The following is a 13,018-nucleotide window of genomic DNA, read 5'->3' as shown; positions in this document are numbered from 1 at the left end:
TAATTAAAGGAAAAGCTGGTTGGAAATTGACCTAGAGGCTTGCTTTCACTAGAATCGCCGGTCTCTTAAAACGGGGGCCATTCCGGCCCGTTGTGGACGAACCAGGTAACAACGCCATGAAACGTACTTTCCAACCAAGCACCATCAAACGCGCCCGCACCCACGGTTTCCGTGCTCGCATGGCTACCAAGAACGGCCGTGCTGTCCTGTCGCGTCGTCGCGCCAAAGGTCGTGCGCGTCTGGCAGTTTGATAATCCGGTACTGGTGGTGAGTCAGGACTTCAGTCGGGAAAAGCGTCTGCTAACCCCCCGGCATTTCAAGGCAGTCTTTGACTCCCCCACCGGCAAGGTTCCGGGGAAAAATCTCCTGCTCCTTGCGCGTAACAACGATCTGGATCACCCCCGTCTCGGGTTGGTGATCGGCAAGAAGAGCGTAAAGCTCTCCGTTGAGCGCAATCGCCTCAAGCGTCTGATGCGCGAATCGTTTCGCCTCCACCAGGACACTCTGGTTGGTTGGGATATTGTTATCGTCGCGCGCAAAGGCTTGGGGGACGTAGAAAACCCCGAATTGATTCAGCATTTCGGCAAGCTCTGGAAACGTTTGGCGCGTACCAACAAGCCAGCACCAGCAGTCAGCACCGAAACTGTAGGGGTAGACAGCCTTGATGCGTAAACTGGCCCTCGTTCCGATCCAGTTTTATCGCTATGCCATTAGTCCTCTGATGGCCAACCACTGTCGTTTCTACCCCAGTTGTTCCTGCTACGCGTTAGAGGCCATAGAAAACCATGGTCTTCTGCGCGGTGGCTGGCTGACCTTTCGTCGTTTAGGTCGCTGTCATCCGTGGAATCCCGGTGGTTATGACCCGGTTCCACCTATCCCTACCTCCCGTTCTTCTTCGATGGCCGAGTAATCATGGATATTAAACGCACGATCCTGATCGTCGCCCTGGCAATCGTGTCCTACGTCATGGTTCTTAAGTGGAACCAGGACTATGGACAGGCTGCCCTGCCGACTCAGAATGTTGCTACCAACCAGGCTGCGCCGGCTATTCCGGACACCCCGCTGGGTAACAATGCGTCCGCGAGTGCCGATGTTCCCAGCGCGAATGGCGAGACAAGCGCCCCTTTAGAAACGCCAGTGGTCACCAATAAAGACCTCATCCACGTCAAAACGGATGTGCTCGACCTGGCTATCGACCCACAAGGTGGTGATATTGCGCAGTTGAAACTGCCGCTGTATCCACGTCGCCAAGACCATCCGGATGTTCCGTTCCAACTGTTCGATAACGGTGGTGAGCGTACTTATCTGGCGCAAAGCGGCCTGACCGGCACCAATGGTCCGGATGCACGTGCTACCGGTCGTCCGGTTTATTCGACCGAGCAGAAGACTTATCAACTGGCCGATGGCCAGAACCAGTTGAACGTCGACCTGAAATTCAGCCTCGACGGCGTCAACTACATCAAGCGCTTCAGCTTCACCCGTGGTTTGTACGACTTGAAGGTCACTTACCTGATCGACAACGAAAGCGGCAAACCGTGGAGCGGCAACCTGTTTGCCCAGCTCAAGCGTGACGCGAGCTCCGATCCTTCTTCCAGCACCGCCACCGGCACCGCGACTTACCTGGGCGCTGCCCTGTGGACAAGTAACGAGCCGTACAAAAAAGTGTCGATGAAAGATATCGACAAGGGCTCGCTGAAAGAAACCGTTCAAGGTGGCTGGGTTGCTTGGCTGCAACACTACTTCGTGACCGCCTGGATCCCGAACAAAGGTGATGCGAACCTGGTTCAAACCCGCAAGGACAGCCAGGGTAACTACATCATCGGCTTTACTGGCCCGGCGTTGACCGTCGCACCCGGTGCCAAGGCTGAAACCAGCGCTACCCTGTACGCCGGTCCGAAAAGCCAGGCCGTGCTCAAAGAGTTGTCCCCAGGTCTGGAACTGACTGTGGATTACGGCTTCCTGTGGTTCATTGCCCAGCCTATTTTCTGGCTGCTGCAACATATCCACAGCATCGTCGGTAACTGGGGCTGGTCGATCATCTTCCTGACCATGCTGATCAAGGGGATCTTCTTCCCTCTGTCGGCAGCCAGCTACAAGTCGATGGCGCGTATGCGTGCCGTGGCCCCGAAACTGGCGGCACTGAAAGAACAACATGGCGATGACCGGCAGAAGATGTCGCAGGCCATGATGGAGCTGTACAAAAAAGAGAAGATCAACCCGCTGGGTGGATGCTTGCCGATTCTGGTGCAGATGCCGGTGTTCCTGTCGCTGTACTGGGTACTCCTGGAAAGCGTGGAAATGCGCCAGGCGCCGTTCATGCTGTGGATAACTGACCTGTCGATCAAAGACCCGTTCTTTATCCTGCCGATCATCATGGGCGCAACCATGTTCATCCAGCAGCGCTTGAACCCGACTCCGCCGGATCCGATGCAGGCCAAGGTAATGAAAATGATGCCAATCATCTTCACCTTCTTCTTCCTGTGGTTCCCAGCCGGTCTGGTGCTGTACTGGGTGGTCAACAACGTGTTGTCTATCTCTCAACAGTGGTACATCACACGTAAAATCGAAGCGGCTACTGCAAAAGCCGCGGCGTAATTTACTCTGTGGATAACCACTCAAGACGCCCCCTAGTGGGGCGTTTTGCTTTCCGTCACTTTTGTTTTGGAATCTGCTGATGAGCGCACCTCGTGAAACCATCGCTGCCGTCGCTACCGCTCAAGGTCGCGGCGGTGTCGGCATCGTTAGAATTTCCGGGCCGCTCGCAAGCGTTGCAGCCAACGCTATCAGCGGCCGTGAATTGAAGCCACGTTATGCCCATTACGGACCGTTCCTGGACGCTGACCAAAGCGTGCTGGACGAGGGGTTGGCCCTCTATTTTCCAGGCCCGAATTCGTTTACCGGGGAAGATGTCCTGGAATTGCAGGGTCACGGTGGCCCGGTTGTCCTGGATATGTTGCTGCAACGTTGCCTGCAACTGGGATGTCGCTTGGCCAGGCCAGGTGAATTCAGCGAACGGGCCTTTCTCAATGACAAGCTCGACCTGGCCCAGGCTGAAGCCATTGCTGATTTGATCGAAGCCAGTTCTGCACAGGCTGCACGTAATGCACTGCGCTCGCTGCAGGGCGCGTTCTCCCTGCGTGTGCATAACTTGACCGAGCAACTGATCAGCCTGCGTATTTACGTCGAGGCCGCGATTGATTTTCCCGAGGAAGAAATCGACTTTCTCGCCGATGGCCACGTATTGGCGATGCTGGATAAAGTTCGTGATGAGTTATCCACAGTCCTGCGCGAAGCGGGGCAAGGCGCGCTGCTGCGTGACGGCATGACGGTGGTGATCGCTGGGCGGCCGAATGCGGGTAAATCCAGCCTGCTCAATGCGCTGGCGGGGCGTGAAGCCGCCATCGTCACCGAGATTGCCGGTACCACCCGGGATATCCTGCGCGAACATATCCACATCGACGGCATGCCACTGCATGTAGTCGATACCGCAGGTTTGCGTGATACCGACGATCAGGTGGAAAAGATCGGCGTGGAACGCGCACTCAAAGCCATCGGCGAAGCGGATCGGGTGTTGCTGGTGGTGGATGCCACGGCGCCCGAGGCTGTGGATCCTTTTGCATTGTGGCCGGAATTCCTCGAGCAACGGCCGGACCCGGCCAAAGTCACCTTGATTCGCAACAAAGCCGACTTGACGGGTGAAGCCATTGCCATGGAAACCAGCGCGGATGGCCATGTCACTCTAAGCTTGAGCGCGAAATCGGCAGGTGAAGGTCTGGAATTGCTGCGCGAGCACCTCAAGGCCTGCATGGGTTACGAGCAGACGTCGGAAAGCAGCTTCAGTGCGCGCCGCAGGCACCTGGAGGCGTTGCGTCATGCGAGCGCAGCGTTGGAGCATGGTCGGGCGCAATTGACCTTGGCGGGGGCAGGGGAGCTGCTGGCTGAGGATTTACGCCAGGCGCAGCAACTGCTGGGAGAAATCACCGGCGCATTCAGCTCCGATGATTTGTTGGGGCGGATATTTTCCAGCTTCTGCATCGGCAAATAACCAAGTTATCCACACCCCTGTAGGCGCTGGCTTGCCAGCGATAGCGGCCTGAAGAACAGCAGAATTCTTCAGGCCCTCATCCATCACCAGTTATACGAAACCGTCCCAAGCAGCGTACGGCTTTCACCCCAATAGCAGCGGCCCGCGTCGTTGCAACCAGATACATATTCCTTGTCGAACAGGTTCTTGGCGTTCACGTCCACAGACCAATGTTTGTCGATCTGATAGCCAACGGCTGCGTCCACCAAGGTGACGCTTCCTGCATCCAACTTCCCGTACAGCGTTGGCGCGGTGTAGGAAAAGGTGCTGTCGAAATAACGCACACCGCCGCCCAGGGACAAGCCTTTGAGTTGGCCATCAAGGAATCGGTACTTGCCCCACACCGAAGCCTGGTTGCGTGGAACTCCCGTCATCTGGTGCCCTTCGACCAGCGATGTAGCCGAATCCTTGGTAATCCGAGCGTCAGTGTAGGTGTAGGCGGCCGTCACATTCAGGTTGGGCGTGATGTTGCTGTTCACCTCGACTTCCGCACCTTTAGCCCGGCTTTCGCCCACCTGGCGATAGCTGTTGGTGGTGGCGTCGAGGTAGGTGTCGTCTTCCTTGCGCAGGTCATACACCGACAGGGTCATCGCCGTATCCCAGCCGATCGGCTCGTACTTCACACCCACTTCGTACTGGCTGCTGGTAATCGGCTTCAGCGGCGAACCGGCATTGGAGATCTGCTGCACCGGCACAAATGCGGTGGAGTAGCTGACGTACGGCGTCAGGCCGTTGTCGAACTGGTACATCACCCCGCCCTGGTAGGTGAACTTGCGGTCTTCCGAGCCGGTGTTGCTGGCCTTGTTGACCTTGTCGCGGAAATCGCTGTCGACCCAGTCCTGACGACCACCCAGCAGGAACAGCCAGTGGTCATACTTGCTCTGGATCTGTGCATAAACGCCTTTCATCTGCTGCTCGAGCAAGGTGTTTTGCACCGCCACGGGCGTAAGTGGATCACGCAGATACACGGGGTTATATACATTGATGGTGCCGGCGAAACCGGCATCCCAATCCTGATTGAAAGAGGTGCGGTCATAGCTAGCACCCAACAGCACGGTGTTTTCCAGGCCACCCACCTGGAATTTGCCTTCCAACTGGTTATCCAGGGAATACACCATCGACTTGTTGTAGCGGTCGTAGGCAGTCATGTTCAGTTGCGTACCGAATCCGCGGTTATTCAGCGCGCTGGGCCAGGTTTCATGACGGTTGATGCGGGACTGCATATACCGCGAGTTCTGACGGAACTGCCAATCATCGTTGAAGCTGTGGCTGAATTCGTAACCGGTGCTCCAGGCTTCACGTTCAAATGTGTTCCAGTCCGGGTCGCCGAGCAGGGTGTGCTTGGACAGCTTGCCATTGGGATTTTTCAGCAAGGTGCCCGCGGCTGGTAGGCCAAGTTCGAGATTGGTGTGGTCCTTTTGGTAATTGGCTAACAGGGTGAGGGTGTTGTAGTCGTCGAAATTCAGGGTCAGTGAGGGGGCTATGTACAGGCGATCATCTGGCACATGGTCAGTCTGCGTGTCGGATTTTCGACCAAGCATCACAACCCGCCCAAGGATATTGCCGCTGTCATTGAGCGGCCCCGAGATATCCACACCCAACTGACGCCGATTATTCGAGCCGTACCCCAGCTGGACTTCACCTTGCGGCGTGGCAGTCGGGTGTTTGCTCACCAAGTTCACCAAGCCGCCAGGTGCGTTTTCGCCGTAGAGCAGGGAAGAGGGGCCACGGAAGATTTCGACGCGCTCCAGGCCATACGGCTCACTGGTGGTGTCATACCGATTGCCTTGTACGCGTAGGCCATCTCGCAGCAAACCGTAGCCGTAATCCGTGGCATTGAAACCACGAATGAAGAACAGGTCACCGGCCAGACCGTCGCCGGCAGCAAAGGGTGGCGCGAAGATACCCGGCACGTAGCCCAACACTTCCGTCAGGGTTTGCGACTTTTGGTCCTTGATACGCTGGCTGGTGACGACCGATACCGAACGCGGTGTTTCTGACAGGGGCGTGCTGGTCTTGGTACCGATGCGGCTGTTTTGTGCCTTGTAGCCCACATCCCCGGCGATCTCCTGGTTGAAACCGCTTTGTTGATAAGTGCTGACCGTGGTGGGCGCAAGCGTGAGTTGCCCTGCGGGAATGACTTGCAGGACATAGCTGCCGGGCGCCTGGGATACCGCTTGTAACCCCGAGTTCTGCAGCAACAGCGCAAAGCCTTGCTCCACTGAATACTCGCCCTCAAGCCCGGTCGTGCTCAAACGCGCGGTTTGCTGGGGTGAGAAAGACAGAATCACGTTCGCTTTGGCCGCAAATTGGCTCAAGGCATTGTCCAGGGGACCGGCTGCAATGACGTAGTGCTGCACCGCGCTGGCGGCCAGGGCATCAGTGGATAACAAAACACTGGCGGTGGCTGCCGTGGCGAGCAGCAGGCTGCACGTCATACCGTGGTAGGAAAGTCGTTGGCGGAGCTTGGAAGGGAGGCGCATAGGTGGGTAAGCCCTGAAGGTGACGTCGTGATTACCTGTAGGGCCGTGTCAGGTAAAAAAAAGATAACCCCTGGTGCGGATATTTTTTGCGATCAACCGATTCGCTTGACCGAAACCCAATAGCGGGTGAAGTACTTCACCTGGATCGGCAGTGTTGCCTGCAGATTGGCCAGTACCGCATCGGTGGAATCCAGGCGGAAGGTCCCGGAGACACGCAGGCGTGCCGACGCCAAGTCGCATTGCAGAACGCCAGGGCGGTAGCGGGCGAGGTCTTCGATCACCTCTCCGAGGCGAGCATTCAATACGATCAACTGACCATCGACCCAGGCCGCCTGTGAGCTGCGGTACGCGTGGTTAACCCCCACGTGTTGGCGATCAAAGTCAGCGCTTTCACCGGCACTGAGTAGCCGCGCATGGTTGGGTTGGTCACCAGGCGCTACGCTCACCCGATCCTCCAGGACGCCGACACGTGTGGAATCTGGCAACTGGCGCACGTTGAATATGGTGCCCAAGGCCTGGATTCGGCCTTGGCGCGTCTCGACATAAAAGGGCGTTTGGCCACCCCGCTTGCCTGTGTGGATAAGTACTTCACCTTCACGCAGGCGGATCAAACGCTGACGCCCATCGAATACCACGTCAATTGCCGTACGGGTGTTCAGATCAATTCGCGTGCCGTCAGCCAGCTCGACACGTCGGCGCTCACCCACGGAGGTCCGGTAGTCGGCCCATACGTTGCCCAGGGGCGTGTGTTGCTGAACATTCCAGCCGAGGTACCCGGTACCGCCCAACACCAGCATCCACTTCAACACCTGGCGACGTTGCTGGCTGGTCGACAATGCGCGGCGGGTGAAATCCTGGGGCAGGGCGCCGAGACTGCGCTGCAACTGCTCCATCTGGTTCCACGCGGCCTGATGGGACGGATCGCCGTTGAGCCATTGTTGCCAGGCATGGCGCTCGGCGGCGGTCGGTGTCTGGGATTGAAACTGCACATACCAACTGGCAGCGGCCTCGAAGGTCTTGCGATCAGGCGCCGCCATTACAAGCTGGCCATGATCAGCGAGCATTCAGTCAATGCACGGATCATGTGCTTTTTCACCGTGGTCAGTGACACCTGGAGCTGATCGGCAATCTGTTGATAAGTCAGCCCCTCGATCTGCGACAGCACGAAAATCCTCCGGGCCCGCTCACCGAGTGCAGACAAGGCTTTATCCACAGCCACTAACGTCTCGAGGATGATGGCTTTATCTTCTTCGCTGATGGCATTCGCTTCAGGCCGTTCGGCCAAGGTCTGCTTGTAGGCCTGTTCGATGGCGTGCCGACGGTAACGATCAATCACCAGGCCTCTGGCGATGGTCGCCAAATAGTCACGCGGTTCAACAATCTGCGCCGCATGCCGCCCGCCCAGGATGCGCACGAACGTATCGTGCGCCACATCGGCCGCATCGCAGGCGTTATGCAACTTACCTTTGAGCCACCCATGCAGCCAGGAATGGTGCTGCTCATAGATGTTCTGGACCGCAGCCGTGTGTGAGGAAGGGGACATAGGGCATGACAAGGCAGGTTAATGATAATCGCTATTATTAACTGTCCTGCGGTTTTCTCACAATAGATCTCTTTTTGCCGTGCTCACCACCGAGTGGAAGGTTTCCGCTGGCGTCGTCGTGGACAGAATACAGCCAGATTCACTGATTTCTGTGGATTAAGCCCTGTGAATAACCGCTCCTGTGCCCAGTTGATAACAGGGCCTGAAACCTGAGCAAAAACCCCTCTGTGGATAACCACCTGTTTAATCCACAGGCTTAACGCACTTATCCAACGGCCTCATTGGCACATGACCACAGACTTTTGAATCGCTGTACACAACGTAAATTAAGGCCTGTAGAGATCTATCCACAGAAATGTTGTTCAGTAGAAATAAACATAAAAACAAAGCTTTAATATATTTCTCTCTTTTAATTTCTATTGTCTGTGATTCATCCACAGCTGGTTAAATTTTGTGCAAAGGGTTCTTTAGGAAGGGCTAAGTCCCTATACTTGCCGCCAAAGCTCTAAAACCAGCTCAACCAATCAATTCCTAATTACCTACATAAGCAGGCACGAGGTGCGTGGTGGATTTCCCTTCCCGTTTTGAAGTGATCGTCATCGGCGGCGGTCATGCCGGTACCGAGGCAGCACTGGCGTCAGCACGCATGGGCGTAAAAACCCTGTTGTTGACGCATAACGTGGAAACTCTCGGTGCCATGAGTTGCAACCCCGCCATCGGTGGGATCGGCAAAAGCCACCTGGTCAAGGAAATCGACGCCCTTGGCGGTGTGATGGCCATGGCGACCGACAAAGGTGGCATCCAATTTCGCGTGCTCAACAGCCGCAAAGGTCCGGCCGTACGTGCCACTCGGGCACAGGCTGACCGCATCCTGTACAAGGCTGCCGTTCGCGAAACCCTGGAAAACCAGCCGAACCTGTGGATATTTCAACAAGCAGCGGATGACCTGATCGTCGAGCAGGACCAGGTACGCGGTGTTGTCACGCAAATGGGCCTGCGCTTCCTGGCAGAATCCGTGGTGTTGACCACCGGCACATTCCTCGGCGGACTTATCCACATCGGTATGCAGAATTACTCCGGTGGCCGCGCCGGCGATCCGCCATCGATTGCCCTGGCAAAACGCCTGCGTGAACTGCCGCTGCGCGTCGGTCGCTTGAAAACCGGGACCCCGCCGCGTATTGACGGGCGTTCTGTGGACTTCTCGGTGATGACCGAACAAGCAGGCGATACGCCGATCCCAGTCATGTCGTTCATGGGTTCCAAAGAGCAGCACCCCAAACAGGTCAGCTGCTGGATTACCCATACCAATGCACGTACCCACGAGATCATCGCCGCGAACCTCGACCGTTCGCCGATGTATTCCGGGGTGATCGAAGGCATTGGCCCGCGTTATTGCCCGTCGATCGAAGACAAGATCCATCGCTTTGCCGACAAGGAAAGCCACCAGGTCTTCATCGAACCCGAAGGCTTGACCACCCACGAGCTGTACCCGAACGGGATTTCCACTTCCCTGCCGTTCGACGTGCAAATCCAGATCGTGCAATCGATTCGCGGTATGGAAAACGCACACATCGTGCGTCCGGGCTACGCCATCGAGTACGACTACTTCGACCCGCGTGACCTGAAGTACAGCCTGGAAACCAAAGTGATCGGCGGTCTGTTCTTCGCTGGGCAAATCAACGGCACCACCGGTTACGAAGAAGCCGGCGCCCAGGGTTTGCTGGCCGGGACCAATGCTGCACTGCGTGCTCAAGGCAAAGACAGCTGGTGCCCGCGTCGCGATGAAGCGTACATCGGCGTGTTGGTGGACGACCTGATTACCCTGGGTACCCAGGAACCGTACCGGATGTTCACTTCCCGGGCGGAATATCGCCTGATCCTGCGGGAAGACAACGCCGACCTGCGCCTGACCGAAAAAGGTCGCGAGCTGGGCCTGGTTGATGACGCACGCTGGGAAGCCTTCTGCAAAAAACGCGAAAGCATCACGCTCGAAGAGCAGCGCCTGAAAAGCACCTGGGTTCGCCCGGGCACTGAACAAGGCGACGCGATTGCGGAAAAATTCGGCACGCCGCTGACCCACGAGTACAACTTGCTGAACCTGCTGTCGCGTCCGGAAATCGACTACGCCGGTCTGGTCGAAGTGACTGGCCAGGGCGCAGAGGATCCACAGGTTGCCGAGCAGGTCGAAATCAAGACCAAATACGCCGGTTACATTGACCGCCAGCAGGATGAGATCGCTCGCCTGCGCGCCAGTGAAGACACCAAGCTGCCTACGGATATCGACTACACCGGAATTTCCGGGCTGTCGAAAGAAATCCAAAGCAAGCTGGGGATAACTCGGCCGCAGACTTTGGGCCAGGCTTCACGTATCCCCGGCGTCACCCCGGCAGCGATTTCGCTGTTGATGATCCATTTGAAAAAACGCGGCGCGGGCCGTCAGTTGGAGCAAAGCGCTTGAGTTCGTTGGTCACCTCGCAACACGCCGAAGAGTTATCCACAGGTGCGCGCCAGTTGGGCGTCGACCTGACCCCGGCCCAGCATGAATTGCTGTTGGGCTACCTGGCCCTGTTGATCAAATGGAACAAGGCTTACAACCTGACCGCAGTGCGTGATCCCGACGAAATGGTCTCCCGCCATCTGCTCGACAGCTTGAGCGTGATGCCGTTTATCGAAAACGGTCGTTGGCTCGACGTGGGCAGTGGCGGCGGCATGCCCGGCATCCCGCTGGCGATCCTGTTTCCCGAGTCGCAAGTGACCTGCCTTGATAGCAATGGCAAGAAAACCCGCTTCCTGACCCAGGTCAAACTCGAACTCAAACTGGATAACCTGCAAGTTATCCACAGCCGGGTCGAAGGCTTCACGCCTGAACAGCCTTTCAACGGAATCGTTTCCCGGGCATTCAGCAGCATGGAGAACTTCAGCAACTGGACCCGCCATCTGGGCGATCGTGACACCCGTTGGCTGGCAATGAAGGGCGTTCATCCAAGCGACGAGCTGTTAGCATTGCCGGCAGACTTCCACCTCGATAGCGAACACGCCTTGGCCGTACCCGGTTGCCAAGGCCAACGCCATCTGCTGATACTGCGCCGCACGGCATGATTGGGAACACAAGCAAGAATGGCTAAGGTATTCGCGATAGCGAACCAGAAAGGTGGCGTGGGCAAAACCACCACCTGCATCAACCTCGCAGCATCCCTGGTCGCCACCAAGCGTCGGGTGCTGCTGATCGATCTCGATCCACAGGGCAACGCCACCATGGGTAGCGGTGTGGATAAACACGGCCTGGAAAACTCGGTCTACGACCTGCTGATTGGTGAGTGCGACCTGGCCCAAGCCATGCACTACTCCGAACACGGCGGTTACCAACTGCTGCCGGCCAACCGCGATTTGACCGCGGCGGAAGTTGTGCTGCTGGAAATGCAGATGAAAGAAAGCCGTCTGCGCAGCGCATTGGCGCCGATCCGCGAGAACTACGACTACATTTTGATCGACTGCCCACCGTCATTGTCGATGCTGACATTGAACGCGCTGGTGGCCGCCGACGGCGTGATTATCCCCATGCAGTGCGAGTACTACGCACTGGAAGGCTTGAGTGACCTTGTGGATAACATCAAGCGTATTGCCGAGCTGCTCAACCCGAACCTGCAGATCGAAGGCTTGCTGCGTACCATGTTCGATCCGCGCCTGAGCCTGATGAATGATGTGTCGGCCCAGCTCAAGGAACACTTCGGCGAGCAGTTGTACGACACCGTGATTCCGCGCAACATCCGCCTGGCCGAAGCACCCAGCTATGGCATGCCTGCGCTGGCATATGACAAGACTTCGCGTGGTGCCATTGCCTACTTGGCGCTGGCCGGCGAGATGGTTCGTCGCCAACGCCGCAACTCACGCACCGCTGCAGCCCAGCCAACTTAAGGAATCCCCATGGCCGTCAAGAAACGAGGTCTCGGACGTGGACTGGATGCACTGTTGAGTGGTCCGACCGTCACATCGCTTGAAGAACAGGCGGTGCAGGCCGACGAACGCGAGCTGCAACACCTGCCCCTGGACCTTATCCAGCGCGGCAAATACCAGCCTCGCCGGGACATGGACCCGCAGGCGCTGGAAGAGCTGGCCAATTCGATCAAGGCTCAGGGCGTGATGCAGCCGATCGTGGTGCGTCCGATTGGGGGTGGCCGCTTTGAAATCATCGCCGGTGAACGCCGCTGGCGCGCGAGCCAGCAGGCCGGCAAGGACACCATCCCGGCGATGGTGCGCGATGTGCCGGATGAAACCGCCATCGCCATGGCGTTGATCGAGAACATCCAGCGCGAAGACCTCAACCCGATTGAAGAAGCCATCGCGCTGCAACGTTTGCAGCAGGAATTCCAGCTGACCCAACAACAAGTGGCCGAGGCGGTGGGGAAATCCCGCGTTACCGTTTCGAACTTGCTGCGCCTGATCGCACTGCCGGAAGTCATCAAGACCATGCTTTCCCACGGCGATCTGGAGATGGGTCACGCCCGTGCTTTGCTCGGTTTGCCGGAAAATCAACAGGTTGAAGGGGCGCGACACGTTGTCGCACGAGGTCTCACCGTTCGTCAGACCGAGGCCCTGGTTCGCCAATGGCTCAGCGGCAAACCTACACCGGTCGAAACGGCCAAACCTGATCCGGATATCGCACGTCTCGAGCAGCGCCTGGCCGAGCGCCTAGGCTCTGCGGTGCAAATTCGCCACGGTAAGAAAGGCAAAGGACAATTGGTCATCGGATATAACTCCCTTGATGAGCTTCAGGGCGTCCTTGCTCACATCCGCTGAAACATTTGCTTATGTAGCGCGTGATCGGAAATCACTACCCGGCAGTTGAATAGGGGCAGAACCGCCCCTATACTCTGCGCGCATTTTGTCGGCACAAATTATGCCAAGTTA

General features: G+C 57.2%; 12 protein-coding genes. 9 read left to right on the top strand and 3 right to left on the bottom strand.

Features of this window, described 5'->3' with window-relative positions; genetic code table 11:
* Positions 1–116: 116 nt before the first annotated feature.
* The 5 genes from rpmH (at position 117) to mnmE (ending at position 4,045) form a co-directional block, all read left to right on the top strand.
* Positions 117–251, top strand: a complete 135-nt coding sequence (rpmH, locus tag QCBJ_RS17325; RefSeq protein ID WP_003213577.1) for a 50S ribosomal protein L34 — start codon at positions 117–119, stop codon at positions 249–251.
* Between the two features lie 16 nt (positions 252–267).
* On the top strand, positions 268–672 hold the full coding sequence (gene rnpA, locus QCBJ_RS17320; RefSeq protein ID WP_010565857.1) for a ribonuclease P protein component: 405 nt from the start codon (positions 268–270) through the stop codon (positions 670–672).
* On the top strand, positions 665–910 hold the full coding sequence (gene yidD, locus QCBJ_RS17315; RefSeq protein WP_003213574.1) for a membrane protein insertion efficiency factor YidD: 246 nt from the start codon (positions 665–667) through the stop codon (positions 908–910). Before rnpA ends, yidD begins: the two co-directional genes overlap by 8 nt.
* A 2-nt stretch (positions 911–912) precedes the next feature.
* Positions 913–2,595, top strand: a complete 1,683-nt coding sequence (gene yidC / locus QCBJ_RS17310) for a membrane protein insertase YidC (protein ID WP_015886658.1) — start codon at positions 913–915, stop codon at positions 2,593–2,595.
* 79 nt (positions 2,596–2,674) lie between these two features.
* Positions 2,675–4,045 (top strand): tRNA uridine-5-carboxymethylaminomethyl(34) synthesis GTPase MnmE, encoded by a 1,371-nt coding sequence (mnmE, locus tag QCBJ_RS17305; protein WP_046035856.1) that lies wholly within the window; start codon positions 2,675–2,677, stop codon positions 4,043–4,045.
* A gap of 83 nt (positions 4,046–4,128) precedes the next feature.
* Here mnmE and QCBJ_RS17300 read toward each other — a convergent pair whose 3' ends face one another.
* The 3 genes from QCBJ_RS17300 to QCBJ_RS17290 all read right to left on the bottom strand — a co-directional run bounded on the left by QCBJ_RS17300 (position 4,129) and on the right by QCBJ_RS17290 (position 8,110).
* On the bottom strand, positions 4,129–6,567 hold the full coding sequence (locus tag QCBJ_RS17300; RefSeq protein WP_102061241.1) for a TonB-dependent siderophore receptor: 2,439 nt from the start codon (positions 6,565–6,567) through the stop codon (positions 4,129–4,131).
* Between the two features lie 92 nt (positions 6,568–6,659).
* A complete protein-coding gene (locus tag QCBJ_RS17295; RefSeq protein ID WP_102061240.1) occupies positions 6,660–7,604 on the bottom strand; it encodes a FecR domain-containing protein in 945 nt (314 codons plus the stop codon).
* On the bottom strand, positions 7,604–8,110 hold the full coding sequence (locus tag QCBJ_RS17290; RefSeq protein ID WP_093544803.1) for a sigma-70 family RNA polymerase sigma factor: 507 nt from the start codon (positions 8,108–8,110) through the stop codon (positions 7,604–7,606). Before QCBJ_RS17290 ends, QCBJ_RS17295 begins: the two co-directional genes overlap by 1 nt.
* 565 nt (positions 8,111–8,675) lie before the next feature.
* On the opposite strand from QCBJ_RS17290, the gene mnmG reads away from it, so the two are divergent.
* From mnmG to QCBJ_RS17270, 4 genes are read left to right on the top strand one after another with little or no spacing between them, the layout of a single operon-like run.
* The gene (mnmG, locus tag QCBJ_RS17285; protein WP_043206345.1) at positions 8,676–10,568 is read left to right on the top strand and encodes a tRNA uridine-5-carboxymethylaminomethyl(34) synthesis enzyme MnmG; all 1,893 of its coding nucleotides are present in this window, start codon (positions 8,676–8,678) and stop codon (positions 10,566–10,568) included.
* On the top strand, positions 10,565–11,209 hold the full coding sequence (rsmG, locus tag QCBJ_RS17280) for a 16S rRNA (guanine(527)-N(7))-methyltransferase RsmG (protein ID WP_015886652.1): 645 nt from the start codon (positions 10,565–10,567) through the stop codon (positions 11,207–11,209). Before mnmG ends, rsmG begins: the two co-directional genes overlap by 4 nt.
* Positions 11,210–11,227: 18 nt before the next feature.
* The gene (locus tag QCBJ_RS17275) at positions 11,228–12,025 is read left to right on the top strand and encodes a ParA family protein (RefSeq protein WP_015886651.1); all 798 of its coding nucleotides are present in this window, start codon (positions 11,228–11,230) and stop codon (positions 12,023–12,025) included.
* Positions 12,026–12,034: 9 nt separating this feature from the next.
* Positions 12,035–12,907, top strand: a complete 873-nt coding sequence (locus QCBJ_RS17270; protein WP_102061239.1) for a ParB/RepB/Spo0J family partition protein — start codon at positions 12,035–12,037, stop codon at positions 12,905–12,907.
* Positions 12,908–13,018 lie beyond the last annotated feature (111 nt).

The organism is Pseudomonas sp. QC2 (assembly GCF_002859085.1).
Taxonomy (GTDB): Bacteria; Pseudomonadota; Gammaproteobacteria; order Pseudomonadales; family Pseudomonadaceae; genus Aquipseudomonas; species Aquipseudomonas petroselini.
Note: the sequence above shows the minus strand (reverse complement) of the source record. Positions and strands in the feature narration are given on the sequence as shown.